The organism is Rhodococcus parequi (assembly GCF_046042785.1).
Lineage (GTDB): Bacteria > Actinomycetota > Actinomycetes > Mycobacteriales > Mycobacteriaceae > Prescottella > Prescottella parequi.
This window is the reverse complement of the sequence record NZ_JBDLNV010000008.1, coordinates 153,433-179,743: the sequence shown is the minus strand read 5'-3', so window position 1 is coordinate 179,743 and position 26,311 is coordinate 153,433. Positions and strand designations below refer to the sequence as shown.

Annotated in this window: 32 protein-coding genes and 1 riboswitch; of the genes, 23 read left to right on the top strand and 9 right to left on the bottom strand. The window is 69.2% G+C overall.

What is annotated here, in order from left to right:
* On the top strand, nt 1-840 hold the full coding sequence (locus tag ABEU20_RS21755; protein WP_420166451.1) for an NUDIX hydrolase: 840 nt from the start codon (nt 1-3) through the stop codon (nt 838-840).
* Nucleotides 841-852: 12 nt separating this feature from the next.
* Here ABEU20_RS21755 and ABEU20_RS21750 read toward each other — a convergent pair whose 3' ends face one another.
* Together ABEU20_RS21750 and ABEU20_RS21745 are read right to left on the bottom strand one after the other, a co-directional pair.
* On the bottom strand, nt 853-1,263 hold the full coding sequence (locus ABEU20_RS21750; protein WP_420166450.1) for a pyridoxamine 5'-phosphate oxidase family protein: 411 nt from the start codon (nt 1,261-1,263) through the stop codon (nt 853-855).
* A gap of 211 nt (nt 1,264-1,474) precedes the next feature.
* Nucleotides 1,475-2,854 (bottom strand): MFS transporter, encoded by a 1,380-nt coding sequence (locus ABEU20_RS21745; protein WP_420166449.1) that lies wholly within the window; start codon nt 2,852-2,854, stop codon nt 1,475-1,477.
* A gap of 57 nt (nt 2,855-2,911) precedes the next feature.
* Here ABEU20_RS21745 and ABEU20_RS21740 point away from each other — a divergent pair, with 57 nt between their 5' ends.
* Nucleotides 2,912-3,424 carry a winged helix-turn-helix transcriptional regulator gene (locus tag ABEU20_RS21740; RefSeq protein ID WP_420166448.1) on the top strand — a complete coding sequence of 171 codons (513 nt, stop codon included), beginning with the start codon at nt 2,912-2,914 and terminating at the stop codon, nt 3,422-3,424.
* Between the two features lie 115 nt (nt 3,425-3,539).
* Here the strand turns inward: ABEU20_RS21740 and ABEU20_RS21735 are convergent, their stop codons facing one another.
* A complete protein-coding gene (locus ABEU20_RS21735) occupies nt 3,540-3,941 on the bottom strand; it encodes a phage holin family protein (RefSeq protein ID WP_420166447.1) in 402 nt (133 codons plus the stop codon).
* A gap of 272 nt (nt 3,942-4,213) precedes the next feature.
* On the opposite strand from ABEU20_RS21735, the gene ABEU20_RS21730 reads away from it, so the two are divergent.
* Together ABEU20_RS21730 and ABEU20_RS21725 are read left to right on the top strand one after the other, a co-directional pair.
* Entirely contained in the window at nt 4,214-5,476 is a 1,263-nt protein-coding gene (locus tag ABEU20_RS21730; protein ID WP_420166446.1) for a glycosyltransferase 87 family protein, read from the top strand.
* A gap of 16 nt (nt 5,477-5,492) precedes the next feature.
* The gene (locus ABEU20_RS21725; RefSeq protein WP_420166445.1) at nt 5,493-5,927 is read left to right on the top strand and encodes a hypothetical protein; all 435 of its coding nucleotides are present in this window, start codon (nt 5,493-5,495) and stop codon (nt 5,925-5,927) included.
* 6 nt (nt 5,928-5,933) lie between these two features.
* On the opposite strand, the gene thiE is transcribed toward ABEU20_RS21725, so the two are convergent.
* Nucleotides 5,934-6,626: a thiamine phosphate synthase gene (gene thiE, locus ABEU20_RS21720; protein ID WP_420166444.1), complete on the bottom strand. Its 693-nt coding sequence runs from the start codon at nt 6,624-6,626 to the stop codon at nt 5,934-5,936.
* A 26-nt stretch (nt 6,627-6,652) separates the two neighbouring features.
* Nucleotides 6,653-6,764, top strand: a riboswitch (TPP riboswitch).
* On the opposite strand from thiE, the gene thiO reads away from it, so the two are divergent.
* From thiO to ABEU20_RS21665, 11 genes are all read left to right on the top strand, one after another.
* On the top strand, nt 6,733-7,830 hold the full coding sequence (gene thiO / locus ABEU20_RS21715; protein WP_420166443.1) for a glycine oxidase ThiO: 1,098 nt from the start codon (nt 6,733-6,735) through the stop codon (nt 7,828-7,830). It overlaps the preceding riboswitch by 32 nt.
* An 11-nt stretch (nt 7,831-7,841) precedes the next feature.
* A complete protein-coding gene (gene thiS, locus ABEU20_RS21710) occupies nt 7,842-8,051 on the top strand; it encodes a sulfur carrier protein ThiS (protein ID WP_127915423.1) in 210 nt (69 codons plus the stop codon).
* Nucleotides 8,044-8,802 (top strand): thiazole synthase, encoded by a 759-nt coding sequence (gene thiG, locus ABEU20_RS21705; RefSeq protein WP_420166442.1) that lies wholly within the window; start codon nt 8,044-8,046, stop codon nt 8,800-8,802. Before thiS ends, thiG begins: the two co-directional genes overlap by 8 nt.
* A gap of 110 nt (nt 8,803-8,912) precedes the next feature.
* Entirely contained in the window at nt 8,913-9,452 is a 540-nt protein-coding gene (locus ABEU20_RS21700; RefSeq protein ID WP_420166441.1) for a pentapeptide repeat-containing protein, read from the top strand.
* 110 nt (nt 9,453-9,562) lie between these two features.
* Complete coding sequence (locus ABEU20_RS21695; RefSeq protein WP_420166440.1) at nt 9,563-10,522, top strand: ABC transporter ATP-binding protein; 960 nt, start codon at nt 9,563-9,565, stop codon at nt 10,520-10,522.
* The gene (locus ABEU20_RS21690) at nt 10,519-11,271 is read left to right on the top strand and encodes an ABC transporter permease (protein WP_420166439.1); all 753 of its coding nucleotides are present in this window, start codon (nt 10,519-10,521) and stop codon (nt 11,269-11,271) included. The genes ABEU20_RS21695 and ABEU20_RS21690 overlap by 4 nt, the downstream gene beginning before the upstream one ends.
* A gap of 83 nt (nt 11,272-11,354) precedes the next feature.
* A complete protein-coding gene (locus ABEU20_RS21685) occupies nt 11,355-12,347 on the top strand; it encodes a GlxA family transcriptional regulator (protein WP_420166438.1) in 993 nt (330 codons plus the stop codon).
* 90 nt (nt 12,348-12,437) lie between these two features.
* Entirely contained in the window at nt 12,438-13,256 is an 819-nt protein-coding gene (locus tag ABEU20_RS21680) for a dienelactone hydrolase family protein (protein WP_420166437.1), read from the top strand.
* A 32-nt stretch (nt 13,257-13,288) separates the two neighbouring features.
* Nucleotides 13,289-14,746 (top strand): M28 family metallopeptidase, encoded by a 1,458-nt coding sequence (locus ABEU20_RS21675; RefSeq protein ID WP_420166436.1) that lies wholly within the window; start codon nt 13,289-13,291, stop codon nt 14,744-14,746.
* Nucleotides 14,747-14,810: 64 nt separating this feature from the next.
* Entirely contained in the window at nt 14,811-15,677 is an 867-nt protein-coding gene (locus ABEU20_RS21670) for an adenylate/guanylate cyclase domain-containing protein (RefSeq protein WP_420166435.1), read from the top strand.
* 74 nt (nt 15,678-15,751) lie between these two features.
* On the top strand, nt 15,752-15,937 hold the full coding sequence (locus tag ABEU20_RS21665; protein WP_005517890.1) for a hypothetical protein: 186 nt from the start codon (nt 15,752-15,754) through the stop codon (nt 15,935-15,937).
* Here the strand turns inward: ABEU20_RS21665 and thiD are convergent, their stop codons facing one another.
* Nucleotides 15,938-16,789 (bottom strand): bifunctional hydroxymethylpyrimidine kinase/phosphomethylpyrimidine kinase, encoded by an 852-nt coding sequence (gene thiD, locus ABEU20_RS21660; RefSeq protein ID WP_420166434.1) that lies wholly within the window; start codon nt 16,787-16,789, stop codon nt 15,938-15,940.
* A 152-nt stretch (nt 16,790-16,941) separates the two neighbouring features.
* Nucleotides 16,942-17,844, bottom strand: coding sequence for a hypothetical protein (locus ABEU20_RS21655; protein WP_420166433.1), 903 nt, complete (start codon nt 17,842-17,844; stop codon nt 16,942-16,944).
* A gap of 850 nt (nt 17,845-18,694) precedes the next feature.
* On the opposite strand from ABEU20_RS21655, the gene ABEU20_RS21650 reads away from it, so the two are divergent.
* The 4 genes from ABEU20_RS21650 to ABEU20_RS21635 all read left to right on the top strand — a co-directional run bounded on the left by ABEU20_RS21650 (nt 18,695) and on the right by ABEU20_RS21635 (nt 21,370).
* Nucleotides 18,695-19,489, top strand: a complete 795-nt coding sequence (locus ABEU20_RS21650; RefSeq protein ID WP_237171114.1) for a hypothetical protein — start codon at nt 18,695-18,697, stop codon at nt 19,487-19,489.
* A gap of 84 nt (nt 19,490-19,573) precedes the next feature.
* The gene (locus ABEU20_RS21645) at nt 19,574-20,176 is read left to right on the top strand and encodes a hypothetical protein (protein WP_181319303.1); all 603 of its coding nucleotides are present in this window, start codon (nt 19,574-19,576) and stop codon (nt 20,174-20,176) included.
* A gap of 390 nt (nt 20,177-20,566) precedes the next feature.
* A complete protein-coding gene (locus ABEU20_RS21640) occupies nt 20,567-20,926 on the top strand; it encodes a GNAT family N-acetyltransferase (protein WP_022597673.1) in 360 nt (119 codons plus the stop codon).
* A 99-nt stretch (nt 20,927-21,025) separates the two neighbouring features.
* Nucleotides 21,026-21,370 carry a GNAT family N-acetyltransferase gene (locus ABEU20_RS21635; RefSeq protein WP_420166432.1) on the top strand — a complete coding sequence of 115 codons (345 nt, stop codon included), beginning with the start codon at nt 21,026-21,028 and terminating at the stop codon, nt 21,368-21,370.
* Here ABEU20_RS21635 and ABEU20_RS21630 read toward each other — a convergent pair whose 3' ends face one another.
* The 3 genes from ABEU20_RS21630 to ABEU20_RS21620 are packed head-to-tail and all read right to left on the bottom strand — an operon-like array spanning nt 21,371 to nt 23,070.
* Nucleotides 21,371-22,171 (bottom strand): exodeoxyribonuclease III, encoded by an 801-nt coding sequence (locus ABEU20_RS21630; protein ID WP_420166431.1) that lies wholly within the window; start codon nt 22,169-22,171, stop codon nt 21,371-21,373.
* 30 nt (nt 22,172-22,201) lie between these two features.
* Complete coding sequence (locus tag ABEU20_RS21625; protein WP_420166430.1) at nt 22,202-22,441, bottom strand: putative acetyltransferase; 240 nt, start codon at nt 22,439-22,441, stop codon at nt 22,202-22,204.
* An 11-nt stretch (nt 22,442-22,452) separates the two neighbouring features.
* Entirely contained in the window at nt 22,453-23,070 is a 618-nt protein-coding gene (locus tag ABEU20_RS21620; protein ID WP_005517906.1) for a peptide deformylase, read from the bottom strand.
* 237 nt (nt 23,071-23,307) lie between these two features.
* On the opposite strand from ABEU20_RS21620, the gene ABEU20_RS21615 reads away from it, so the two are divergent.
* The 4 genes from ABEU20_RS21615 to ABEU20_RS21600 all read left to right on the top strand — a co-directional run bounded on the left by ABEU20_RS21615 (nt 23,308) and on the right by ABEU20_RS21600 (nt 26,299).
* A complete protein-coding gene (locus tag ABEU20_RS21615) occupies nt 23,308-23,634 on the top strand; it encodes a DUF3263 domain-containing protein (protein ID WP_005517908.1) in 327 nt (108 codons plus the stop codon).
* A gap of 81 nt (nt 23,635-23,715) precedes the next feature.
* Nucleotides 23,716-24,291: a LytR C-terminal domain-containing protein gene (locus ABEU20_RS21610; protein ID WP_420166429.1), complete on the top strand. Its 576-nt coding sequence runs from the start codon at nt 23,716-23,718 to the stop codon at nt 24,289-24,291.
* A gap of 62 nt (nt 24,292-24,353) precedes the next feature.
* Nucleotides 24,354-25,064 (top strand): superoxide dismutase[Cu-Zn], encoded by a 711-nt coding sequence (gene sodC, locus ABEU20_RS21605; protein WP_420166428.1) that lies wholly within the window; start codon nt 24,354-24,356, stop codon nt 25,062-25,064.
* A 116-nt stretch (nt 25,065-25,180) separates the two neighbouring features.
* Nucleotides 25,181-26,299, top strand: a complete 1,119-nt coding sequence (locus ABEU20_RS21600) for a glutamate--cysteine ligase (protein ID WP_420166427.1) — start codon at nt 25,181-25,183, stop codon at nt 26,297-26,299.
* Nucleotides 26,300-26,311: the final 12 nt, after the last annotated feature.

Below are 26,311 nucleotides of genomic sequence, written 5' to 3'. Positions count from 1 at the left end.
ATGCGCGGTGACGGAGACGGCTGGGCGACGACGCCCGACGGGGTGCGGCATTGGGGCCGCCACGGCGCGGCGGGCCTGCTCCTGCGTGCCCCGCTCGAGGACGGCTCGCCCGCAGTCCTGTTGCAGCACCGGGCAGCGTGGAGCCACCAGGGCGGGACGTGGGCGCTGCCGGGCGGCGCGCGCGACAGCCACGAGACGACGATCCACGCCGCGGTCCGCGAGGCGCAGGAGGAAACCGGCATCGACACCGGCGCGGTGCGGGTGCGGACCGAACTGGTGACCGCCAGCGTCGACGGCGGCTGGACGTACACGACCGTGGTGGCCGACGCCGAGAAGACCCTGGCCCTGGTGCCCAACGGCGAGAGCACCGAGCTGCGCTGGGTACCGGAGGCGGACGTCGAGCACATGCCCCTTCACCCGGGTTTCGCGATCGCGTGGCCCAGCCTGCGCACGACCGAGGTCCGCGTCCTCCTCGACACCGCCAACGTCCTCGGTTCACGACCGACCGGTTGGTGGCGCGACCGCGCGGGCGCGACGGGCGAGTTGCTCGACCGCATCGCCCAGGTCCTGCCGCGCACCGTCGAACTGCCCGACGGCGGCTTCGGCTGGCTGCCACGGGTCGAAGCCGTGCTCGAGGGTCAGGCACGCGCGGTGGACCACGCCGACGCGCGCGTCCCGGTGCATGCCGCCACCGGCAGCGGCGACGACGAACTGGCCCGCCTGGCGTTCACGGCCGACACGCTCACCGCCGTCGTGACCGCCGACCGCGGACTGCGCGGCCGGCTGCCGGCGTCCGTGCTGGCGCTGTCGCCGTCGACCGTGCTGTCCTGGCTGGACTGACTTTCCGGGTCGTCAGCCGCGGTCGAGGACGAACCGCCGACCGTGACTCTCGGTCGGCCGGATCTCGACGAAGTTGTACTTGTCGGTGGGAATCCAGGACTGCAGATCCAGTTCCTCGGCGGCGTTGATCTCGTCGAACCGGACGAGGGTGCGCGCGATGCCGCGGATCACGACGCTCCATGCCGACGTCGCGTCCGCGTGGTCCACCTGGAACGTCGTCATCGGCTTGAGGGTGAGCTCGGTGAGCTTGTCGCCCTCGGCGGTGCGGAAGTAGATCCTGCCGTCGTGGACCACATAGTTGACGGGGTAGATGTCGGGGCGGTCGTCGGCGACGAGGATCAGCCGTCCGAGGCGCTCGGTGGCCAGCAGGTCCAGGCATTCCTGTTCGGTGAGCGTCGTGACGGGAGCGGTCCGTTCCGGCATGTCTCCTCCGATCCTCGGTGAGTGTCACCTCCGACTCTGCTCCTGGTCGGACGCTCGTGCCAGATACCGGTGGTGTGACGTGCGCTGCACGGCCGTTCACCTCTGCCCGCCTCCCACCCCTGCCTCCCCGCCCCTCGCGTTTCGCGCACTTATCGCGCTCGGGAGGCCCCGATTTTCGCGATAAGTGCGCAAAACGCGGGAGGAACGAAAGCTAGTGCGCCGTAACGGCGGGAGCGGTGGTCGGTCGCTCGGTGGCACGGGGTGACATGCCGAGAGCGGTGACCGCGCCGACGGCCGCGAGAGCCGCGATCGCCCACCATGCCGCAGTGAATCCGGACGAGGCGAGGAGGGCGACGAGAATTGCGATGCCGAGGACACTTCCGAGCTGGCGCCCGGTGTTGACCACGGCGCTTCCGGTCGCGCCGAGTGCGGGCGGCAGGGTCGCGGCGGCCGTCGCGAGGATGGTCGGCAACGCCAGTCCGACACCGGCGCCCCCGATGATCCATCCCGGCAGCATCCCCGTCGCGTAGTTGGGGGTGGCGTCGACCCCGGCGAGAACGACGACGATCCCGGCGCCCCACAGCGCGCTGCCCAGCGCGGCCACCGACCCGGACGGAACTCGCCGGCTCAGCAGCTGTCCGATCACCGCGAACACCGGGACCAGCATCGGCCCGGGCGCGACGGCCAGACCGGTGCGCAGGGCCGAGTAGTCCCACTGGTTCTGCATCCACAGGATGTTCGCGAGCAGTCCCGCGGCGAACGACGCGCTGAACGCGATCGCGGTGACGTTGGACCATGCGAACGGGCGCACGCGCAGCAGCGCGGGATCGAGCAGCGGGCTGTCGTGGCGCATCGTGCGTCGGGCGAACCAGGCGAGGGCGAGGACGCCGAGGATCGCGGCGGCGAGCGTGGCGGCGTGGGTCCAACCCCATTCGGGGCCCTGGACCAGCGCGAGCGAGACCGCGCCGACGCCGAATGCGAGCAGGACCGCGCCCGGTCCGTCGACCGGTGCCGGGTTCGGATCTCTCGACTCGGGGACGGTACGCGCGGCCGTCCACAGCAGGATCACGCCGATCGGGACGTTGATCAGGAAGATCCAGCGCCACGACGCGGCCACCAGCAGGCCGCCCAGTACCGGACCCAGCGCAGCGGCGGCGGCACCGGTCGCGGCCCACAGGCGGACGCCGAGCGCGCGGCGCGCCGCGGGCAGCGCTGCGATGACGAGTCCGAGACTGGCCGGCGTCAGGATCGCGGCACCTGCGGCCTGGACGAGGCGGAACGCGACCAGCGTCCACAGTGACGGTGCGAGCGCGCACGCCGCGCTCGCGACGGTGAACAGCGCGAGTCCGACGAGGAAGGCGCGACGTCGTCCCACCCGGTCGGCCCATCGTCCGGCCGGAATCAACAGGGCCGCATAGACGATCGCATAGCCGCTCAGTACCCAGCTGAGCTGGGAGAGCGGCGTCCCCGAGTAGTCGGCGGCGATGTCGTCGAGGGCGACGTTGACGACGAAGAGGTCGAGGTTGGCGACGAACGGCGCCCCGGCGAGGACGGCGAGCACCGCCCCGAATCTCTGACTTTGCTTTTGCATAGCCAGGAGTGTGGACCCTGGCTATGGATTTGACAAGTCAGCGCGTAGCCTGGGGACATGGAGGCAGCACGACTCGACGGGTTTCTCGCGGACCGGGACGCGTGGCGTCCCACGCAGTGCTCGATCGGCAAGGCGATGGACGTGGTGGGGACGCGGTCGGCGATGCTGATCCTGCGCGAGGCGTACTACGGGACCACCCGTTTCGACCACTTCGCGGAGCGCGTCGGGATCACCGAGGCGGTCGCGGCCGCGCGGCTACGAGAGCTGACCGCCGAAGGGCTGTTCGAGCGCCGGCCCTACAAGGAGCCGGGTCAGCGCACCCGCCACGAGTACGTGCTCACCGACAAGGGGCGCGACCTGCTGCCCGCGGTGCTCGCGCTGATGCAGTGGGGCGATCGGTATCTGCAGGGGGAGCGGGGCGGCCCGCTCGACCTCGCCGACGATACGAACGGTGAACCCGTCCGCGTCGAGGTGCGCAGCGCATCGGGACGTCAGGTGCCGCTGGAGGAGATCCGCGTCGTCCCGCACTTCACCGAGGAGCAGGGCCGCCGGGCCATGCGAGGCGCCTGACCCTCCCGCGTTTTGCGCACTTATCGCGATCGGGAGGCGCCGAGTTCCGCGATAAGTGCGCAAAACGCGAGGGACGGGAGGGGGACGGGGAGGGGGGGGGGGGGAAGGCAGGGCGTCAGGCGCCGGAGTTCTTCTTCGCCTTGCGCTCCGCGATCTCGTCCTTGAGGAGGAACATCGGCAGGAGCACGGTGGCGAGGGCGGTCACGAGCCACACGACGAGCGTCGCGAGAATCCAGGTGCGCCACCCACTGATCGACAGCCCCGTGACGAGCGAGGCGATCACGAGCGCGACGAACGTCGACACCAGGCCGATGCCGCCGAGGAAGGCCGGGGCATTGCGGGCCGCGACCTTCGTGATGAACGGCGACAGCAGGCTTTGCGCGACCGCGAAGACGATGGCCGCGAGTACGAACCCGGTCCCGGTGACGTGCACGTCCGGCAGCAACCAGACGGCGGCCAGGATTCCGATCGCAGCCGATCCGAGGAAGATCGCGGTCCGGATGAGGAAACGAATCATGTTCGGGCCCTTTCGTCGACCGCGGTGGCGCGATCTCGAGAAGTCGGATCGTCGACCTCGGCGGAGTCTAACCAGCTCGGCGCCGCCGAACGTGCAAGATCGGTTCCGGCCGTGTTGCGGGTGTGCGGGTAACGGGCAAGCCGTGCGTCGACGACACCACCTGTGGGGGTCCCGGTGAGCGGGTGCTGGGTTCGTCCGGATCGGCGATAATGCTTAGTCTTGGTACCGAGGCTGCGGGTTCTGGGGTGGGACCACGATCGGGAGGGCAGGCCGTGCTGAGGAAGATTCTTGTCGACGGACGCGAGATGCCGCGTCGGGCAGGTCTTTTGGTGATCCTCGGACTGTGGGCCCTGGCCTCGGTGGTGTTGCTGTTCACGACGGTGCGGCCGTGGATGCCGAAGATCGGGTTGCTCGCCGGCGGCGCGGACCTCGACGTCTACCGCGACGGCGCCCGTCACGTCATGGAGGATCTCCCGCTCTACACCGAACCGGTGATCCACGGATTGCTCTACACGTACACGCCGTTCTCGACGCTGATGTTCCTCCCGTTCGGCCTGCTCCCCGGCGGCTACGACAAGTATCTCTGGATGGCGGCCAACGTCGCCCTGCTGATCGCCATCGTGGTGGGCTGCTGGCGGATGCTGGGATACCGGATCACGCCGTACGTGGTGTCGGCGTCGGTGCTGCTGGCCGCGTCGTGCACCTTCCTCGAGCCGGTCCGGACCACGCTGTTCTACGGACAGATCAATTTGGTGCTGATGGCGCTGGTCCTGTGGGACGCGTCGCGCGCAGACGCGAGCAGGCTCAAGGGCATCGGCGTCGGCGTCGCGGCGGGCATCAAACTCACGCCCGGCTACTTCGTCCTCTACTACCTCGCGCTGCGGAAGTGGCGTGCTGCCGCCGTGGCGGTCGCGACCATCGTGGCCACGGTCAGCATCAGCTGGCTGGTGTTGCCGAACGATTCGAAGCAGTACTGGACGGACACCTTCTTCGAATCGACGCGCATCGCGGAGGACACGCATCCGTCCAATCAGTCGATCCGCGGTGTGATCGCGCACCTCACCGGCAAGCCCGCACCCGTCGCGCTGTGGCTCGTCCTCGCGATCGGTGTGGTCGCGGCGAGCATGTGGATCGTGGTGCGACTGCACCGGCGGGGCGAGTCGCTCCTCGCGGTCACCGTTGCGGGGTTGACCGCCGCCGCGGTGTCGCCGTTCTCGTGGAGCCACCACTGGGTGTGGTTCGTCCCGCTGCTCGTCTACGTCGTGCACCGGACGTTGACCAACCGCTGGTGGTGGACCGCGGCCGTCGTCGTGTACGCCGCGGCGGGCGCGTGGCCGTACCGGTGGGAAGAGGACAACGTGGTGGTGGGCCTGTTCCTGTTCCCGCCGTGGTGGACCGTCGCAGACGTCCTCATGAACGTCTATCTGCTCGTCTACCTGGCTGTTCTCGTCGGTGCCGCGGTGATCGCGTTCCGCGGCGATCCCGATCCCGTCGCCGAGAACCGGACACCCGTGCGCGAGCCCGAAGCGGTGTGATGCCACCATTCGGGGCATGCGCATTCGACATCTGATCGCCGCCGTCCCCGTCGCCCTGCTGGTTCTCACCGGCTGCAGCGACGGTGGCGACTCCGACTCGAAGGACACCACGAACGATGCGGGCCGGACGACCGTCACCGCCGACGCCGGCGCCGACGCGCAGGACACCGCGGTCTCGGTGATGTGCGCGCAGGTGGTCGCCTACCTCGACGCCACCGAGCAGCAGGCCGAGACCACCGGCCAGCCGTTCGACCGGGAGGCGAAGGGCGCCGAGTTCCTCGACATGTTGAAGGCGAACGGCGGAACCGTCGTCGCGGCGTACAACCAGCAGGCCGTGGCGGCCGGTCAGCCGACGCTCGACCCGGCGACCGCGACGTGGGACGACGTGCCGGCCGAGGCCCGCGACCTCATCGAGCAGTCGGTGCAGTCCGGGATCTCCGGGAACTGCTGACCGGTCTCAGCCGCGCAGGGCGTCGGACAGCGCCCGCGCGGCGGCTTCCGGGTCGTCGGCCGCAGTGATGGCGCGGACCACGACGATGCGGGTGGCCCCGGCCTCGAGGATCTCCGGCAGCCGCTCCTGATCGACGCCGCCGATCGCGAACCACGGCCGGGCGGGCTGCGCCTCGGCGGTGCTGCGGACCAGTTCGAGCCCCGACGCGGCCCGGCCCGGCTTGGTGGGGGTGGCCCACACCGGACCGGTGCAGAAGTAGTCGACGTCCTCTTCGATCGCCGCCAGGCTGGCCTGCGCGCGGTTGTTCGTGGAGCGGCCGATCACGACGTCGGGTCCGACGATCTGCCGCGCATAGTGCACCGGCAGGTCGTTCTGGCCCAGGTGCAGGACGTCGGCGCCCGCAGCCAGCGCGAGGTCGGCGCGGTCGTTGACGGCGAGCAGCGCGCCGTGGCGGCGGGCTGCTGCACCGATCACCGCGAGCGCGGCCAGCTCTTCCTTGACCTCCATCGGCCCCAGCTCGCGCTCGCCGGTCGAGCCCTTGTCGCGGAGCTGGACGATGTCGACACCACCGGCGAGGGCGGCGTCGACGAACTGGGCGAGATCGCCCTTGTCGCGGCGGGCGTCGGTGCACAGGTACAGGCGCGCGTCGGCGAGACGTTCGCGCGGTGTGAGGTGCTTGACGGACTGGGAAGCATGCACACCTCGAACGGTAGTCTCTAGTGCGGACGAATCAACACGGGAGTCCCGAGGGATACGGGGCTGAGAGGGGGCCTGCCGGCCCCGACCGTCATACCTGACCCGGATCATGCCGGCGCAGGGAGTGAGGTGGAGAGAATTGACCCGATCGGTTTCCGTCGTCGGAGGCGGTGTCATCGGTCTGTCCGTCGCGTGGCGTGCCGCGCAGCGCGGCTGGGCGGTGACGCTGTACGACCCGGCGCCCGGTAGCGGAGCGTCGTGGGTGGCCGGCGGAATGCTGGCGCCGCTGTCGGAGGGCTGGCCCGGCGAGGAGAAGGCACTCGCGCTGGGCGCGGCGTCGTTGCAGCGGTGGCCGGACTTCGGCGCCGAACTCGAGCGGATCGCGGACCTGGAACTGTTCACGTCCGACGATTCGCTCACCGTCGCGCTCGACGCGGCCGACGCCGCCGACCTGCACACGATCGCCGACTGGGTAGCCGAGCAGGGCCACGAGCTGCGCATCCTGAACCGGGCGCAGATTCGCGAACTCGAACCGTCGCTGGGGCGCGGGATCCGGCTGGCACTGCAGGCACCCACCGAACTGGCCGTCGACAACCGGCTGTTGGTGCGTGCGCTGCGGACCGCGGCGATCGCGGCCGGGGTCGAACTGGTCGAACGTGCGGTGACCGATCTCGACGAGCTCGTCACCGACCAGGTGGTGCTGGCGGCGGGCTCGCACTCGGCGCAGCTGTGGCCCGACCTGCCGGTGCGCCCGGTCAAGGGCGAGATCCTGCGGCTGCGGGCCCGGCCGGGCGTGACGCCCGCGCCGCTGCGCACCATCCGCGGCAGTGTGCACGGACGCCCGTCCTACCTGGTTCCGCGCGCCGACGGGATCGTCGTCGGCGCCACGCAGTACGAGTCGGGACACGACACCCAGGTCACCGTCGCCGGTGTACGTGATCTCATCGCCGACGCCGAGGCGCTGATGCCGGCGATCGGCGAGTACGAGCTGTACGAGGCGAAAGCCGGTCTGCGCCCGATGAGTCCGGACAACCTGCCGATCATCGGACGCGTGTCGGACCGCGTGGTGCTGGCGACCGGGCACGGCCGCAACGGCATCCTGATGACCCCGGTGACGGCGGACGCGACGGTCGCGATCCTCGACGGCAGGCCCCTGGCGGAGGCGGAAAGTGCCACCGCCGAACGATTTTCACCCGCGAAGGCATGAGTGAGGTTCGAATGAGTGAGTTGATCGGAATCACCGTCAACGGGGAGGACCGTGAGTTCGACGGCCCCCTGACGGTGACGGAGTTGCTGGAGCGCCTCGACCTGCCGCAGCGCGGCATCGCCGTCGCGGTGGACGGCGCGGTGTTCCCGCGCGGCCGGTGGACCGAATCGGTGGGCCGCGGCTGGGAGATCGAGATCCTCACGGCGGTGCAGGGTGGCTGACGTGGGCAAGCTGACGATCGCCGATCGCACCTTCGGCTCGCGCCTCGTCATGGGCACCGGCGGCGCGGCGAACCTCGCGGTACTGGAGGAGGCGCTGGTCGCGTCGGGCACCGAACTGACCACCGTCGCGATGCGCCGCGTCGACGCCGCGGGCGGCACCGGCGTGCTGGACCTGCTGCGCCGGCTCGACATCGCGCCGCTGCCGAACACCGCCGGTTGCCGCGGCGCCGCCGAGGCCGTGCTCACCGCGCAGCTCGCGCGGGAGGCGCTCGAGACCGACTGGGTGAAGCTCGAGGTGATCGCCGACGAACGCACCCTGCTGCCCGACGCGATCGAATTGGTCAGCGCTGCAGAACAGTTGGTGGACGACGGCTTCATCGTCCTGCCGTACACGACCGATGACCCGGTGCTCGCGAAGCGCCTCGAGGACGTCGGGTGCGCCGCGGTGATGCCGCTGGGTTCACCGATCGGCACCGGTCTGGGCATCTCGAATCCCCACAACATCGAGATGATCGTCGATGCCGCGAACGTCCCCGTCATTCTCGATGCCGGTATCGGCACCGCGAGCGATGCAACCCTCGCGATGGAACTCGGCTGCGACGCGGTGCTGCTCGCGACGGCCGTCACCCGCGCGAAGGATCCGGCGCTCATGGCGTCGGCGATGCGTGGCGCGGTCGTCGCCGGCTACGAGGCCCGGCATGCCGGACGCATCCCCAAGCGGTTCTGGGCGCAGGCGTCGTCGCCGATGTAAGTGTGGCGCGCCGCGGATCACGGATTGATCGAAATCCCAGGCCCGGCGCGGATTCAGGCTAGGCTCGACGGCAACTTGCTCCGTTGGTTCGAGTGCCTGGAGGGCATGCCATGACGACGTTGAGTACCGACCTTCTGGATTTGCTCCGCTCGGACGTCGTGGCGTGGAACGCCCGACGGGACCAACTGCCCGACGCGCCGGATCTGCACGGCCTCGATCTCTCCGGTGCGGACCTCGCTGGGGCCAATCTCACAGGCGCCAACATGGAGGGCACGGATCTCTCCGGGGCGGACCTGACGTTCGCGGAGCTCGGCGGCGCGAACCTCAACGGCGCCAACCTTTCGGGGGCCGTCGCCGCGGACGCCGACTTCAGCAAGGCGTACCTGACCAACGCGAAGCTCAACGGCGCCGTGCTCACGCTGTCGTTCCTGACGTCGACGTACCTCGCGCACGCCAACCTGACCGGCGCAGACCTGTCGGGGGCGTACATGACGGGCGCGCATCTCGAGGATGCCGATCTGACCGGGGCCCGGCTCACCGGCGCGTACCTGGCGCACGCCGACCTGACCGGGGCGCGGATCTCCACCGCCGACGTCAGCGGCGCGGATCTGACCGACGTGACGATGCCCGACGGTGCCGTCCGGGACTGACTCGGGGTGATCCCCCACCCGCCTCGGGGTACAAGTCATCCCTGGGTATGACACGCGCGTAGACCCGAGACCGATGCGCAGGTAGGGGCGTTTCGGGCAGAGTGGTGCGCATGATTGAAGTGAGGGGACTGACGAAGACCTACGGGTCGACGAAAGCGGTGGACGATCTCACGTTCTCCGTGAAGCCGGGAATCGTCACCGGCTTCCTCGGCCCGAACGGTGCCGGCAAGTCGACGACCATGCGCATGATCCTCGGCCTCGACACGCCGACGTCGGGTACTGCGCTGGTCGAGGGGGTTCCGTACCACCAGCTCAAGCAGCCGTTGCGGACGGTCGGCGCGCTGCTCGACGCCAAGTGGGTGCATCCCAACCGTTCGGCGAAGGCACACCTGCAGTGGATGGCCGCGGCCAACTCGCTGCCGATGTCGCGCGTCGACGAGGTGCTGCGCCTCGTGGGCCTCAGCGAGGTGGCGGGGAAGAAGGCCGGCGGGTTCTCGCTCGGCATGTCGCAGCGGTTGGGCCTCGCGGGCGCGCTGCTCGGCGATCCGAAGGTGCTGCTGTTCGACGAACCGGTCAACGGCCTCGATCCCGAGGGCATCGTCTGGATCCGCAAGTTCATGCAGAGCCTGGCCGCGGAGGGCCGCACCGTGCTGGTGTCGAGCCACCTGCTGTCGGAGATGTCGCTCACCGCGGAGCACCTCATCGTGATCGGACGCGGCCGCCTCATCGCCGACGTCAGCGTCAAGGACTTCGTCGACCGCGCCTCGGATTCGTCGGTGCGCGTGCGCAGCCCCCAGCTCGACGCGCTCCGCGGTCTCCTCACCGCGCAGGGCTTCGCCGTCCACGAGGACCCGGGCGCCGATCACCAGCCGGCGCTGCTGGTGGCCGGAGCGCGGACCGACGACGTCGGCGCCCTCGCCGGAGCCAACGGCATCGTGCTGCACGAGCTGGCGTCGAAGCAGGGCTCGCTCGAGGACGCGTTCATGAAGCTCACCGGTGACGACGTGCAGTACCACGCGCAGATCGCCGGTCAGCCGGCCGCGCAGAACATGGGAGGTGCGCTCCGATGAGCGTGTTGAATGCGGAGCGCATCAAGCTCACGTCCACCAAGTCGCCGATGTGGTGCAGCCTCATCGCCGTTGTGGTCAGCGTCGGGTTCGCGGCGATCATGGGCGTGGCCTACAAGTCGCTGGTGTCGTCGGGCGACAACTCGATGGGCGAGTTCACCGTCGCCTACACGCAGGCGGGTGCCGCTCAGTTCGGCGCCATGCTCGTGATGATCATGTCGGCGCTGGCGGTCACCACCGAGTACCGGTTCGGCGTCATCCGCACCACGTTCCAGGCCATCCCGCGCCGCACCCAGGTGATCGGCGGGAAGGCAGCGCTGCTGGCGGCGATCGCGGCGGTCCTCGGTCTGGTCATCGCCCTGGCGTCGTTCTTCGTGGCGCAGGCGACGTCGGGTGAGACGCTGTCGATGGGCAGCGGTGACAATGCCCGGGAACTGTTCGGTATCCCGATCTACTACGCACTCCTGGCCGTGCTGGCGGTGGGCGTCGGCACACTGATCCGTCAGTCGGCGGGTGCCATCTCGCTGCTGCTGCTGTGGCCGCTGGTGATCGAGAGCCTCGCGACGATCATCCCCAAGGTGGGCAAGTATGTCGGCGAGTTCGGTCCGTTCAACAACGTGAACTACTTCCTCGGCAACGGTGGCGCGTTCGACTTCCACTGGGGTCCGTGGGGCGGCCTACTCTACTTCGCGGCCTTCGTCGCGATCGTGTTCGGTGCGAGCCTGTTCGTGGTGAACAAGCGCGACGCCTGAGTACCGCTCTCGAAGCGCCCGGTCGAAGTCTTTCGGCCGGGCGCTTCGGCTATGTTCGGCCCGGACGACGGGAGGGTGACGCGATGCGGATCGGGGTGCTGGCCTACGAGGGCTGTCTGGCGGCGGAGATCTTCGTGTTCACGGATCTGCTGCGCATCGCCAATCGTGTTGCGCGGGAGACGGGCGCGGCGACCGAGGATCCGTTCCGGGTGTCGGTGATCGCGGCGTCCGCCGAACCCGTTTCCGCGGCGGGCGGCTTTCCGATCGGCGTCAGGCGCTGGCACCACCGGTTCGATCGGGTGATCGTCCCCGGCTTCGAACTCGTGCCGTCCGAGGATGTCGCGGCGCGCCTGCACTCTCTGCAGCGGGAGACGACGTTCCTACGGGTGTCGGCGGACCGGGGAACCCGCGTCGCGTCGGTGTGCGTCGGCGCGTTCCTGCTGGGCGAGGCCGGCCTGCTCGACGGGCGGCGGGCGACCACGTCGTGGCTGTTCGCGTCTCGCCTGGGCCGACGCTATCCGCGGGCGACCGTGTGCCCCGAGGCGCTGATCGTCACCGACGGGACGGTCACCACCACCGCGGCGTTCAGCGCCGCGCTGGACCTTGCGACCGCACTGGTCCGGGAACACCTCGGCGACGATATCGCCCGCGCGACCGCGCGGATCACTCTGGTGGCCGAGAACCGAACGAGCCAGGCGCCGTACATCGTCGACTCGATGCTGCCGTCGGTGCGCGGACCGTTCGCGGACGAGGTGGCGGCGTGGCTGGTGGAGCACCTGGCCGAACCCTACGACCTGGGCCGCCTCGCCGACGCGTTCCACGTGAGCACCCGGACGCTGCTGCGGCGCTTCCGAGCCGAGACGGGGGAGTCGCCGCTCGAGTTCCTCCGCCGGGCCCGGGTGCGGGCGGCGCGGAACCTGCTCGAGACCACGGATCTGCCGCTGGCCCGTGTCATCGAACGCGTCGGGTACCGCGACGCCGGCACGTTCCGACGCCTGTTCGTCGAGCAGGTGGGGATGAATCCGGCCGACTACCGCCGGAAGTTCCATGGCGACGCAAGCTCCGTGGCGATGTAGCCACCGATGGTGGCGATGTCGCCTCTCCCCGTCGTGCCGGGGCCCGGACAGACTGACCGGACCACCATCGATCGGTCACGGAGGACACCGGTGCCCCAACGCAGCCTGCACGAGGACGATCCGCTCGACGACTTCGAGCGGCGCAGCATCGAGGAGAACGGCGTCACCAAGACCGTGTACGTCGCGGGCACCGGCCCGGCGGTGATCGTCATGCCGGAGATGCCGGGGATCAGCCCGCACGTCGCCCGGTTCGGGCGGTGGGTGCGTGACGCCGGCTTCACCGTGTACCTGCCGTCGCTGTTCGGCCGGGACGGCGCCGTCCCCGGCGTCGAGGAGGGGGTGGCGGTGCTCCGCCGGGCGTGTGTGAGCGCGGAGTTCCGGGCGCTCGGCGCCGACGGCACCACCCCGGCCGTCGCGTGGCTGCGCGTGCTCGCCCGCCGCGCACACAGGGAGTGCGGCGGACCGGGCGTCGGGGCGATCGGCATGTGTTTCACGGGCAACTTCGCGCTGTCGATGATGCTCGAGCCCGCGATGCTGGCGCCGGTGCTCTCGCAGCCGTCGCTGCCGCTCGACGATCCGGACGGAATCGACAGCGGCCCGGAGGAACTCGCGTCGGTGCGCAAACGTCTCGAGAAGGACGACCTGACGGTGCTGGCCTATCGGTTCCAGGGCGACAAATTCTGCCGCGCACAGCGGTTCGCGGCGTACGAGCGGGCCCTCGGCGACCGGTTCGAGGCGCGGGTGCTGCCCGACAGCGCCGCCAATCCGGAGACGTCGCCGTTCTTCGAGCACGTGATCGCGAGCCCGCACAGCGTCGTCACGGCGCACCTGATCGACGAGGCCGGCCAGCCCACCGTCGCGGCGCGGGACGAGATCCTCACCTTCCTCGCCATGCGGCTGAGGGACTGAGGAGCCGGGTCCGATCGGGGTACTCTGCCCGCATGCGGGTGAGGGTGGGGTTGGTCGCGGGGCTGTCCGGTGCGCTGCTGCTCGCGGGATGCAGCGATCCCGACGAGGGCGGCCCACCCGTGGACGGTCCGGGCCTGGCCGCGGCGATCGACGCGGACGCGGTGATGGGCGATCTCGAGCAATTGCAGCGGATCGCGGACGAGAACGGCGGCAACCGCTCGGTCGGCACCCCCGGCTACGACGCCAGCGTCGACTACGTCGTCGGACAGCTCGAGGGCACCGGATTCGACGTCGAGACACCGGAATTCGACGTCGACCGATTCGACGCGCACACCCAGACGCTGGCGTTCGCCGGCCGCGACGTGCCGGTCGAGGCTCTCACGTATTCGCCGGCGACACCGCAGGGCGGGCTCACCGCCCGGCTGGTGCCGGCGCCGCCGGACGAGACCCCGGGCTGCGAGGCCACCGACTACGACGGCCTGGATGTCACGGGCGCGGTGGTGCTGGTGGATCGCGGCGTCTGCCCCTTCGCGCAGAAGCAGCAGGTCGCGGCCGACCGGGGCGCGGTGGCCGTGCTCGTCGCCGACAACGAGGACGAAGGCCTACCCGGCGGCACGTTGGGGGCGAAGGCGGACGCGCGGATCCCCACGGGCGGCGTCAGCAAGGCCGACGGCGTCGCCCTGCGGCAGGGCGACGCCGTGACCCTCACACTCGACACCACGGTCGAAACGGTCAAGTCCCGCAACGTGATCGCGCAGACCAAGACCGGCGATTCCGGCAACGTGGTGATGGCGGGCGCACATCTGGACTCGGTGCCGGACGGCCCCGGCATCAACGACGACGGCTCGGGTGTCGCGTCGCTGCTCGAGACGGCCCGGCAGCTCGGCGCGAAGCCGAACACGGCGAACGCGGTGCGGTTCGCCTTCTGGGGTGCCGAGGAGGAGGGGCTCAACGGATCGACGGCGTACGTCGACGGTCTCGACGACGCGGCGCGCGCCGACATCGCGCTGTACCTCAACTTCGACATGGTGGGCTCGCACAACGCCGGCTACTTCGTGTACGACGGCGACAACTCCGACAACGTCGGCGAAGGCCCCGGGCCGGAGGGATCGGCCGGGATCGAGCGCACGTTCGCGGCGATCGTGTTGCAGCTGGGGGTGACGCCGGGCGGAACGGACTTCGACGGGCGGTCGGACTACGGCCCGTTCATCGCGGCCGGCATCCCGGCGGGCGGCCTGTTCACCGGCGCCGAGGAGAAGAAGACACCAGCTCAGGCGCAGCAGTGGGGTGGTGAGGCCGACGCGATGCTGGACCCGAATTACCACACCGCGCAGGACACCGTCGGCAACATCGACCGCACCGCGCTGGCGCTCAATGCGCAAGCGATCGGGTACGGCATCGGGCATTACGCGCAGTCGACCGACGGCGTGAACGGGGTGCCGCCGGCGGGCGACGCCCGGAGCGCGGCGCGGGCCGATGTGGGGAAGTAGGCGCCGAAACCGGCGTCACGCGGCAGTTCTGCGAGACGACCCGGCCACGATTACTCTTGCCGGGGTGAGTGACGACCCGGAGGGCGACGCCACACCGGAACCGGCCCCCACGGATTCCGGCACGGAGGGCGGCTACGCCAAGGTCACCGGTTCGGTGGCGAAGTGGGTACGCGACGCGGACCGGCAACCCCAGTTGGTCGACGCCGTGCGCCGGATCAGGCGCTCACTGCCCGGTGATCCCGCATTCGGCGACCCCCTCTCGACGGCTGGTCCCGGCGGCGCCCGGGCTGCGGCCCGCATGATCGACACCGGGGCAGGGGCGTCGCGCGAGGTGAGTATGGCGGCGCTGCAGGTGCTGCAGGCGGTGCTCGAGAAGACGTGGGGCAGCCCCGCGGACGGCGAGGTCACCATCGTGTTCACCGACCTGGTCGGCTTCTCCAGCTGGTCGCTGCAGGTGGGCGACGGCGCGACGCTGTCGCTGCTGCGGGAGGTGGCGGCCACCATCGAGCCGCCGATGATCGCGCGCGGTGGCCAGGTGGTCAAACGTCTGGGCGACGGGCTGATGGTGGTGTTCGACCACCCCGACCGGGCCGTCGAGGCGGTGTTCGCGGCGCGCGCGGCGCTCGCGACCCTCGACCACACCGGCTACCGACCCCGCATGCGCGTCGGATTGCACACCGGCGCCCCACAGCCCATCGGCGCGGACTGGTTCGGCGTCGACGTCAATGTGGCCGCCCGCATGATGGAGCTCGGCGGGAACGGCAACGTCGTCGTCTCCGGCAACACGCACGACGCGATCGGCGAGGAGCGCCTCGCCCAGCTGGGCTTGGTCGCGCGGCGCTACCGGCGCGGGCTGCTGGCGGCGCCGCAGCGTGGTGTGCCCGAGGACCTGCGGGTCTACGTGCTGCGCCCGGTGCCCGCACCGCGGTGACGGCCTAGCGGACCATTCGGACGACTTCGGGAAACCGTTGCCGCCCCCGACGCCCGGCGCGCACACTGGGGAACGTGACCGAGTCCGGGCATCCGCAGCGCACACCCTTCTACGGGGTGTTGATGATCATCGCGGCGCTGGCGGCCGCGATCGCGGTGAGCTACTACGGGCCCACGTGGTTCCGGATCACCGTCTACATTCTCGCGGTGCCGGTGGTGGCGGTCGGTTTCGTCATGACCCTGCGCGACTATTCGCGCTGATCAGGCGTTTTTCGGATCCAGTCGCCACAGCGGCGACACCGGACCGTGCCCGGCGCCCAGGTCGTACGACGCCTCGAGGCACTTGGTGACCCATTCCTTGCCGAACGCGACCGCGTCGGGCATCGCGTAGCCGTTGGCGAGCGCGCACGTCACCGCCGCGGCCAGGGTGTCGCCGCCGCCGTGATCGTTGCCGGTGTCGATCCGCGGGCTGGTGAACTCGTGGAAGGCGTCGCCGTCGAACAGCAGGTCGGTGCTCGACGTCGACGAGCGCAGGTGCCCGCCCTTGACCATCGACCACTGCGCGCCCAGTGCGTGCAGGGCCTCGGCGGCGCGGCGGGCGGTGGCGTCGTCGACCACCTCGATACCGGTGATGAGGCGGACCTCGTCGAGGTTCGGCGTCACCAGCGACGCGATCGGGATGAGCGTGTTCCGGACGGCGTCGAGTGCCTCGGCGTGCAGCAGCGGATCGCCGTGCATGGACGCGCACACCGGGTCCACCACCAGCGGGATGGAGCCGTCGCGGCCGATGCCCACCTCGGTGCACACCTGCGCGACGGCCTCGATGATCGCGGTGGACGCGAGCATGCCGGTCTTGGCGGCCGAGACGCCGATGTCCTCGACGACGCAGCGCACCTGCGCGGCGACCGTCTCCGGCGGGATCTCGTGAAAACCGCTGACGCCCACCGAGTTCTGCACCGTCACCGCGGCGACCGCGACGCACGCGTGCACCCCGCACATCGCCATGGTGCGCGAATCGGCCTGGATGCCGGCACCGCCGCCGGAGTCGGTGCCGGCGATGGTGAGGGCGCGGATCGGGGTCTGGCCGGTCGGCGTCAGGGGCAGGTAGTTCACGGCCTCGAGCCTACCCAGGCGAGGCGGGTGCGACGGACGGTGGTGTGAGTCGTGCGGCTGGGACATCTACGACGTGAGTCGTCCCGGTGCCGGCGGGATACCGGCACCGGGACGAGGTCAGCGGTGGATCAGGGGATGCGGGCGGATCAGGACTAGAGCAATTCCCATCCGCCGACGTTGTAGACGGCGCTGGTGGTGGACAGGGAGTTACCGGCGCCCGCGGAGGGCAGGCCCGCCCGCAGGTTGACCGCCCAGTTCAGCGAGCCGAGCGGGCCGCAACCGGAGGCACCGGGGACGGCGAAGTCGGTGGCGGTGTGGGGTGCCTGCGGCCAGACGCCGCCGGGCACGTCGGGGCCGTTGTCCGAGATCCATTCGGCCTGTCCGGCGCTGCCCACGAGTGCGAGGGACAGGTTGATCGGGGTGGCGGCGGAGCCGATGTAGCAGTTGTCGCCGAGGAGCGGATTGGAAAGCTTGAGCCGCACCGGAAGTTGCATGGCGAGGGTGTAGGGCTGTACGTCGGGCAGGGCGACGGCCTCGACGGTTGCCTGGATGGCGGTGGGGCCGAACGTCTCGGCCGAGGCGGCGCCGAATGCTCCGCCGGGAACGGTGATCGGGTTGGCGTACACGCCGAACTTGCCGTCGTCGGCGGCCGGGACGAAGGTTTGGATTGTGGGGTCGTCGGCGTCCTGGGAGACGCCGCCAGCGATCATCAGGCTGCCGTCGGGGACCGCGACGTCGAGGTTGCCGATGCGCATGGTGCCGTCCCTGACCACGACCGTCATACAGGTGCCCAGGTCGGTGACGGGGTTGTAGACCAGATCGAGCCGGCAGGTGTCCCAGTTCTCGAATTCGTATGGCGTGCCGGGTGCGGCCGACGATCCGGTCGAGGAGCCACTGCTGCCGGACGAGCCGCTGCTGCCTTCGGAACTGGACAGGCTGCCGCTGCTACCGGAGCTGCCTTCGGCCGATCCGGCGGCGTTCGCGACGCCGCCGCCGACCAGGGCCAGCGCGGCGGTGGCCGCCAGCACGGCGGAGCGGGTGGTGTTCTTTCGCATGTACTTCCCCCATACGGATGTCGACTCGGCCAGGAGGTTCGGTCGAACCCAGCTGTGACTGCCCGAGTGCACTACTGACAGGTTGGCGCCGCCCTGGCAGGGGCCTTGGCGACGCCTGGCGTCGAGGTGAGTCGGGCGTGCCCCGGATCGAGATGGGGCGCAGATGCGCTCATCCGAATCCCCCGATGTTCCCCGTCCAGAGCCGGACCTTGTTGCAGTCCGACTGCGAGCGTGTAACAGATCGTCACACACACAGCGGATGTCATGTGCCGGTTTCGGGAGGATCGGCGAAATCTATCTGCGGTACACCGAAACTGTACTGCAGTACAAACTTTGGCATTGACCGAAAAGGCGACCTGAAAGGTCGGGTGTCGTCACGGCCAGGGCCGGCCCCTTGCTGGAAGTCGTGCGCCCAGGCGAATATCGGCCGACCGGTATCTCGGACTGTCGACCTGCGTGGATCTCGGAAATGACAAGGGGCGCAACATTTATTGAACGCCCGTCCAGCTGAGGGCCTGCTTGGCAGCGGCCGGGGTAATTGTCGAAACTGTCACGCGAAGGCGTCGTGTGTGTGACGATCTGTTACGCGCACGCAGTCGGGCCGACATCAGGTCCGGCTCAGGATGGGGAATCTCGGGGGAGATCAGGAACGGGCACAACCCCGCTCGTTCCGGACTTACGCCAGCAGCGCACCCGACTCACCCCAACGTCATGCATCGTGCTCGAGGTGCAGTGCATATCGAGCCGATGCTCTTCCGTGAGAAATGCACTCGATCAGCGATGTCGAGTCTTGCTCGAATCGAATCTGGCCGGGTGTGTACCCGAATGGGGGTTCAACGTGAGAAAACTCATGACCCGCTCCGTGATCCTGGGTGCGGCAACAGCTTTGGCTCTGGTCGGGGGTGGTGTGGCGGACGCAGCCGCCCCGGTATCGGGGGCGAAGTACGACTTCAAGAATTGGGACACCTGCCAGCTGGACAAGGTCTACGACCCTGCCACCGACCTGGGCACCTGCATGACGGTTGTGGTCAGGGACGGCACTATGCGTGTCGGCAGCCTCAACGTCCAGATTGCGGATGGAAGCCTGATGATTGCCGGCGGCGTCAGTCAGCCGGATCCGACCCACCCGACCAATCAGGTCTTCGTTCCCGCCGCCAATGATGGCAAGTTCGGTGTGTACTCGAAGTCGATCAGTGTCCCCGGTGGCGCACTCGGAACGGGTTCGTCCGAGGACTTCGGCCCGACGGCCATCCAGGCGACGGTCGAAGCCGTGGCCTTGCCGTCGGTGCAGCCGTACACCCTCGGTGTCGAGCTTCCGGTTCGGTTGAAGTTGACCAACCCGCTCCTGGGGAACAACTGCTACATCGGTTCTGCCTCCAATCCGATCCGGCTTTCGTTGGCGCTCCAAGATGCTGGTGCTGCGCAGTGGATTTCGGACACGGTTCCCGGGGTCCCGGGCGGGGTCTGGCCCCAGGCGACGCACAAGGCCACCAACTTTGCGGTGCCCGGCGCCACCGGATGCGGTCTCTTCGGCTCGCTCAACTGGGCCGTCAACCAACGTGCCAACCTGCCGTCAGGTGGTTCGGGCAATTCCCTCTCCACCACCAGCTCCGTCTACAACGCCGCCGGATGGGAGCTGCTGTAGCGCCGCGATCGAATCGATTCATCGAAGCCTTTCCACTCGACCGTTCATCCGAACGGGGCTCCACCTCACACGAAGGAGAAACGAATGGCAACGAAAGTTCTCAACCGGGGTAGTGCGGTTCTGGCCGTCGCCGCGGTCGCGACGTTGACGGCAGCGGGGATGGCGTACGCGTCGACAACGATCACTCCCGCGAACACGCCGGTCACCGCAACCAGCAGCGATCTCCGGATTCTCACCCCGGGATACACCATGCGCTGCACGAATGTGTCAGGCACCGGAACGACCCCGGCTGCGCCCGGCAACGTCAACCCGTCCACTGGCGGGATCGACATCAACATCAGCAGTGTGAGTCTGTCGAGTTGCACGCTCAACGGCCAGCCGGTGACGGTCGCTGCCAGCGGGACGTGGAAGCTGAAGGTCGACCATGACGGTGCATCTCCACAGGGTTCACTGATCATTCCCGCAGGCGGCGCGGTGGTCACGGTGCCGTCGAGTGGTTGCTCGATCACGGTGGGGGCGAGCACCATCGGGCCGCTGCCGTACGCGAAGCCGTCGGTGACCGCCTCGAACTCCGGGACGGTCAACTTCAACTCCACCGGTGGCGGAGTGTGCCCGCCGGCAGGTCCCGGTACGGCCGCCCTGACAGGCAAGCTGACGTTCTCGCCGGGAGTCGACGTCACGCCGTGACGTTGATCTGACCTAGACCGTCCCGGTATCCACGTGGGTGTGTACCGGGACGGTCGACGGATCGGATCGAAAAGTATTCAGCTGAAGGCTTTTCGAGAAGCGACTGTACGGTGGTGCAGGGGATCGGCCGGGTGGCTCTTGTGTGATTGCCAATCTGTATCGGATGGCCGGGTGAATCGATTGTGTCGACAGCAAGAGGAACCGGTCGGGTGGTATCGATTCCTCTGCTGCATTCGGGATGCGTCTTTCGGTGCTTTGCGCCTGCGATTTGGAGGGCTCGGAATCGGAGTCGAACGGATTCGGTCAAATGCCTGACAGGTTGCCCTGAACGGCTGTACTAATAGTGGCGTGGATCACATTGTTGCATCGAAAGCGTCCCGAGGAGGTGTCGTGTTCGCCGATTCGCCCAGTGCCGACGTGACCGACAATACCGACCAGAACCGCTTCGAGTTGCGGCTCAACGGAGACCTGGTGGGAATCGTCGGCTACTACGACACCTCACCGGCCCGTCGCCGCGGCGCGCGGAAACCCACTCCGGTCGTCTCGTTCATGCACACCGTCGTCGTCGAGGACTTCGGTCACCGCGGGCTCGCCGCCGTCATGGTGCGGCGCTCCCTGGACCGCGCCCGCGACTACGGCTGGCGCGTGCGCCCGGTGTGCACATACGTGCAGCGGTTCGTGGAGGCCAACCCGGAGTACCTGGATCTGATGGCGCCGCCCGAGGCGTCCGACGCGATCTCGCTGAACTGATCGACGCGCGGCCACGCCGCGGTCAAGGATCGGCATCGAACCGCCCCACCCGTCCCGAAACGGACCCGGTGCCGGCGGTTCGGCCGGTTTCATGGGGGCGTGAACAGCGAATCCCCACGAACAGCGGGTGCCGTCGCCGACGCCGTCCGCATCGTCGACAGCCCGCCACACGAACGCTACGAACTGTGGGTGCGCGACGACCTCGTCGGTATCCTCGGCTACCGCCGCGACAGCGCCGGGCCGTCCGGTGACGTGCTCACCCTGCTGCACACCGTCGTCCGCGAGGACCGAAGCGGCCGCGGCTGGGCCGCAGTGCTGGTGCGGGCCGTGCTCGACCGAGCCCGCAGCGAGGGCGCCCGGATCCGCCCCGTGTGCACCTACGTCACGCGGTTCCTCGGCACCCACACCGAGTACCTGGATCTGCTCGACGAGCAGCCGGCCTGATCAGGTCAGATCCACCACGACCGGCGCGTGATCGCTCGCGCCCTTGCCCTTGCGCTCGTCCCGGTCGATGTGCGCGCCGGTGACCCGCGCCGCGAACGCGGGGGAGCCCAGCACGTAGTCGATGCGCATGCCCTGCCGCTTGGGGAACCGCAGCTGCGTGTAGTCCCAGTAGGTGTAGACGCCGGGGCCGGGCGCGTGCGGGCGCACCACATCGGCGAAACCGGCCTCGGCGAACGCATCGAACGCGTCGCGCTCCGGCTGCGACGTGTGCGTCTTGCCCTCGAAGAACGCCGGATCCCACACGTCCTCGTCGGTGGGGGCCACGTTCCAGTCGCCCACCAGCGCGATCTGCGCGTCCGGGTTGCCGGCCAGCCAGCCCTCCGCGTCCGCACGCAGCTTCGCGAGCCACTCCAGCTTGTAGACGTAGTGCGGATCCGTCAGCTCACGGCCGTTGGGCACGTACAGGCTCCACACCCGCACCCCGCCCACCGTCGCACCGATCGCGCGGGCCTCCCGCGTGGCCTCCGCCTCCGGATCCTTGTTGAACCCGGGCTGGTCCGCGAACCCGACCTGCACGTCCTCGAGCCCGATGCGCGACGCGATCGCCACGCCGTTCCACTGGCTCAATCCGACGTGTGCCACCTCGTAGCCGGCCTCGGTGAACCGCTCGTACGGGAACTGCTCGTCCTTGCACTTGGTTTCCTGCATCGCCAAAACATCGGTGTCGGTGCGGGCCAGCCAGTCCACGATCCGGTCGGTTCGGGCACGGACCGAGTTCACATTCCACGTCGCGATACGCACACCGGAGAGGGTAGTCAGCTATCCCGACAGTCACCGAACCCGGCCGTCGGGCCGGCGCACCGGCTTGGGGCCCAGCGCCTTGAGCCGCACCACGTCGGCGCGCTCGATCTCGACCACGCGGTCGTCGGCGGTGCGAATCACCACCGTCGGCTCCAATTGCTCGAGCGTCCCGATCACGTCGGTGAGCGGATGCGAGCCCCCGGGTGGCAGGCGATACCGCACCACCACCCGGCCGCCGATCACCGGCGGACCCGGCTCGCGACTCGTCACGGGTCCTCGACTCAGTCTTCCTCGGAGTCCTCGTCGTGACCGAACGGGTCGTCGACCGTGCCCGGCGTCCAGCTCAGGCCCGGCACGCCCCAACCCTCACGCTTGATCGTCTTCTTCGCCGCGCGCTTGTTGCGGCCGATCAGCACGTCCACGTACAGGAAGCCGTCCAGGTGACCGGTCTCGTGCTGCAGCATCCGCGCGAAGAAGCCGTGGCCCTCGATCTCGACCGGGTTGCCGTGCTCGTCGGTGCCGGTGACCTTGGCCCAGTCGGCGCGGCCGGTGGGGAACTGCTCACCGGGAACCGACAGGCAGCCTTCGACGTCGTCGTCCTCGTCCGGCATGGTCTCCGGGATCTCCGACGTCTCGAGCACCGGGTTGACCACGCAGCCGCGGCGCATCACGGGCTTGCCGGACGCGTCCTTGCCGGCGGCGTAGTCGGGGCAGTCGTACACGAACAGGCGCTTGGCGACGCCCACCTGGTTCGCGGCCAGACCCACACCGTTCGCGGCGTCCATCGTCTCGTACATGTCGCGGATCAGATCGGCGAGTTCGGCGGGCGACTCGGTCACGGGCTTTGTCGGCTCGTGCAGGACGGGATCGCCGACGATGCGGATCGGAAGAATTGCCATGGTCACCAAGGATAGTGCGCGTGATATTCGCGGCGCGTCCCCCTGGAACCCCGTCACCCTCGCCGCCACCGTGGTTCAATTGACCAGGAAGAACACAGATGTAATTCGTGACCGGTTCCGAGCGATGTCTCAGTGTCCGGGCACGCCGCTCGGCCTGATCCTGCCGGGTCCAACGGGGCGCGGAGGGTGCGCTGACGTCGGGCGGAACCGGAAGTCATCGAGCAGTCGAGGAGTGAGATGGACGGCGCAGCAGCGCGGAACCAATCTGAGCGGCCCGACAGCACGTCGGGGAACGAAGTGGGCGAGGACGGTCTGACTCGCCGTGAGCACGACATCCTGTCCTTCGAGCGGCAGTGGTGGAAGTACGCCGGGGCCAAGGAAGAGGCCATCAAGGAACTCTTCGCTATGTCGGCCACGCGCTACTACCAGGTCCTCAACGCGCTCGTCGATCGCCCCGAGGCGCTGGCCGCCGACCCCATGCTGGTCAAGCGCCTGCGCCGCCTGCGCGCCAGCCGTCAGAAGGCCCGCGCGGCCCGTCGTCTGGGCTTCGATCTCAGCACGTAGCCCTCTCCCAGCAGTCGCCAACTCGCGGCCGTCGTCACCTCGTTACGGGAAGCGTCCGACGGGCCGATTAAGGTCGGAACAGTGACCACCCCGAATCCAGAGTCGTCAGGCCCCCCGTTGCGCGCGATCGCGATGGTGCTGATCGCCCTCGCGATCCTGTTCGCCGGCCTCGGCGCGGCCTCCCTGGGTGGCTCCGATTCCGACGAGACCGCCACCGAGGCCTCGTCGACCACGACGACGTCCGCCGCTGCGGCGCCGGCCGCTGCGCGCACCACGACGGCTGCTCCCACCACGACCGCGGCCGAGCCCACCACCGCCACCAGCACCGCGACCTCGACCTCGACTACGAGCTCCGCGGCCACCACCTCCGCACGGGTCGACAAGTCCGTCCCCGTCCGTGTGTTCAACAACAGCACGGTCTCGGGCCTGGCCGCGCAGACCGCCGACGAGCTGACGTCGGGCGGCTGGAACGTCTCCGAGACAGGCAACTACAGCTACGGGCAGATCCAGACCACCACGGTCTACTACGGCAGTAGCGCATCCGAGAAGGCCGCCGCGCAGGCCATCGCCGCCGAACTCGGCGTCAAGGCCGAACCCCGTTTCGACGGAATCCAGAGCGCGTCGCCCGGCGTGATCGTGATCGTCACCTCCGGGTAGTCCGGTACCACCCGCTGGTTATGATCATCCGCAGATTTCAACCACCTCGAAGGAGCGGTTCGATGGCCTCGCAATTCTCCCGTAGCAAGTCCTGGCGTGTCGTGACCCCGTTGGTCGCGATCGCCGCGCTGGGCTTGACCGCGTGCTCGAACAACGAGGAGCCCACCGACGTTCCCGGCACCACCCCGCCGGTGTGGACCGGCGCCCCCGCTCCCGCAGGCGAGCACGGTGAGAGCGGCTCCGAGCACGCCACCACCACCGGTTCCGCCGACAACGTCTCGGTGACGCTGAAGGATGCCAAGGGCTCCCAGGTCGGCACCGCGACCCTCGCGGAGAACGGTGGCTTCGTCCAGGTCACCGTCGACGCGCAGGGCCTCACGCCCGGCTTCCACGGCCTGCACGTGCACTCGGTCGGCAAGTGCGAGCCCAACTCCGTCGCCCCCACCGGCGGCGAGCCCGGCAACTTCCTCTCCGCCGGCGGCCACTTCCAGGTCGAGGGCCACACCGGCCATCCGGCCAGCGGCGACCTCACCTCGCTCGAGGTGCGCGAGGACGGCAAGGGCTACCTGGTCACCACCACCGACGCCTTCACCCTCGAGGACCTGAAGAACGGTGGCAAGGGCACCGCGCTGATGATCCACGCGGACGCCGACAACTTCGGCAACATCCCCACCCGCTACACGCTGCCCGACAACGCGGCCGTGCCGGACCAGCAGACGCTGACCACCGGTGACGCGGGCGGACGCGTCGCCTGCGGTGTCATCGGCGGCTGACGCCACACCACGGACATCACCGCAACGGCGGGGCCATCACGGCCCCGCCGTTTTGCGTCCGGCACCCCTTTTGCGGAGCCGTGCAGGCACCAGATCGCTGTGGTTGGATCGGTCCTGTGGGAGTTCCCTTCGAAGGTTCGCCGCGTCCGACCATCGGGGTGGAGTGGGAGATCGCGCTGGTCGACAGGACCACTCGCGATCTGTCCAACACCGCCGCCGAAGTGTTCGACGCCGTCGGCGGTCTGGCCGACAAACCCCGAGTGACCAAGGAGTTGCTGCGCAACACCGTCGAACTGGTGACGGGGATCTGTGACAACGTCGGCGAGGCCATGGACGACCTGTCGGAGACCATGTCGCTGGTGCGCCGGGCCGCCGATCCGCTCGGCGTCGACCTCATGTGCGCCGGCACCCACCCGTTCGCGCAGTGGTCCACCCAGTTGATCACCCGCACTCCGCACTACGACGAGCTCATCGAGCGCACCCAGTGGTGGGGGCGGCAGATGCTGATCTGGGGCGTGCACGTACACGTCGGGATCTCCTCGAAGGAGCGAGTCTTCCCGATCCTCAACGCCCTGCTGCTGAAATATCCTCATCTGCTTGCCCTTTCGGCGTCTTCTCCGATGTGGACCGGCGTCGACACCGGCTATGCCAGCAACCGGGCGCTGATGTTCCAACAGTTGCCCACCGCGGGGCTGCCGTTCCAGTTCGAGAACTGGACGCAGTTCGAGGGCTACGTCGACGACCAGCTCACCACCGGGGTCATCGAGAACCTCGGCGGACTGCACTGGGACATCCGGCCGGCTCCGCGGTGGGGCACCATCGAGGTGCGGGTGTGCGACGGGATCTCCTCCAAGACCGAACTGTCCGCGCTCGTCGCCCTCATCCACTGTCTCGTCGTGCACCTCGACGAACGCCTCGACGCGGGGGAGACGCTGCCGTCGATGCCGCCGTGGCACGTGCAGGAGAACAAGTGGCGCGCCGCCCGCTACGGCGTCGACGCCGAGGTGATCCTGGGCGCCGACAACCGCGAGCGGCTCGTCACCGACGACCTCGACGACCTCCTCGAGAAGCTCACCCCCACCGCTGTGCGGCTCGGCTGCGCCGACGAACTCGCCCGCGTCGCTGACATCCCGCGCCGCGGTGCGTCGTATCAGCGTCAGCGCAAGGTGGCCGCCGCGACCGGCGGCGACCTACGCGCGGTGGTCGGCTCCCTCGTCGACGAACTGGACACGTAAGCGCGAATTCAC

Coding starts and splice junctions, on each gene's coding strand:
- ABEU20_RS21735 (WP_420166447.1), bottom strand. CDS start 3,941: ATGATTCGTTTCCTCATCCGGACCGCGATCTTCCTCGGATCGGCTGCG.
- ABEU20_RS21755 (WP_420166451.1), top strand. CDS start 1: ATGCGCGGTGACGGAGACGGCTGGGCGACGACGCCCGACGGGGTGCGG.
- ABEU20_RS21690 (WP_420166439.1), top strand. CDS start 10,519: ATGAGCGTGTTGAATGCGGAGCGCATCAAGCTCACGTCCACCAAGTCG.
- ABEU20_RS21740 (WP_420166448.1), top strand. CDS start 2,912: ATGGAGGCAGCACGACTCGACGGGTTTCTCGCGGACCGGGACGCGTGG.
- thiS (WP_127915423.1), top strand. CDS start 7,842: ATGAGTGAGTTGATCGGAATCACCGTCAACGGGGAGGACCGTGAGTTC.
- ABEU20_RS21615 (WP_005517908.1), top strand. CDS start 23,308: ATGGACGGCGCAGCAGCGCGGAACCAATCTGAGCGGCCCGACAGCACG.
- sodC (WP_420166428.1), top strand. CDS start 24,354: ATGGCCTCGCAATTCTCCCGTAGCAAGTCCTGGCGTGTCGTGACCCCG.
- ABEU20_RS21725 (WP_420166445.1), top strand. CDS start 5,493: ATGCGCATTCGACATCTGATCGCCGCCGTCCCCGTCGCCCTGCTGGTT.
- ABEU20_RS21685 (WP_420166438.1), top strand. CDS start 11,355: ATGCGGATCGGGGTGCTGGCCTACGAGGGCTGTCTGGCGGCGGAGATC.
- ABEU20_RS21655 (WP_420166433.1), bottom strand. CDS start 17,844: ATGCGAAAGAACACCACCCGCTCCGCCGTGCTGGCGGCCACCGCCGCG.
- thiO (WP_420166443.1), top strand. CDS start 6,733: ATGCCGGCGCAGGGAGTGAGGTGGAGAGAATTGACCCGATCGGTTTCC.
- ABEU20_RS21620 (WP_005517906.1), bottom strand. CDS start 23,070: ATGGCAATTCTTCCGATCCGCATCGTCGGCGATCCCGTCCTGCACGAG.
- ABEU20_RS21645 (WP_181319303.1), top strand. CDS start 19,574: ATGGCAACGAAAGTTCTCAACCGGGGTAGTGCGGTTCTGGCCGTCGCC.
- ABEU20_RS21745 (WP_420166449.1), bottom strand. CDS start 2,854: ATGCAAAAGCAAAGTCAGAGATTCGGGGCGGTGCTCGCCGTCCTCGCC.
- ABEU20_RS21695 (WP_420166440.1), top strand. CDS start 9,563: ATGATTGAAGTGAGGGGACTGACGAAGACCTACGGGTCGACGAAAGCG.
- ABEU20_RS21650 (WP_237171114.1), top strand. CDS start 18,695: ATGACCCGCTCCGTGATCCTGGGTGCGGCAACAGCTTTGGCTCTGGTC.
- ABEU20_RS21750 (WP_420166450.1), bottom strand. CDS start 1,263: ATGCCGGAACGGACCGCTCCCGTCACGACGCTCACCGAACAGGAATGC.
- ABEU20_RS21675 (WP_420166436.1), top strand. CDS start 13,289: ATGCGGGTGAGGGTGGGGTTGGTCGCGGGGCTGTCCGGTGCGCTGCTG.
- ABEU20_RS21700 (WP_420166441.1), top strand. CDS start 8,913: ATGACGACGTTGAGTACCGACCTTCTGGATTTGCTCCGCTCGGACGTC.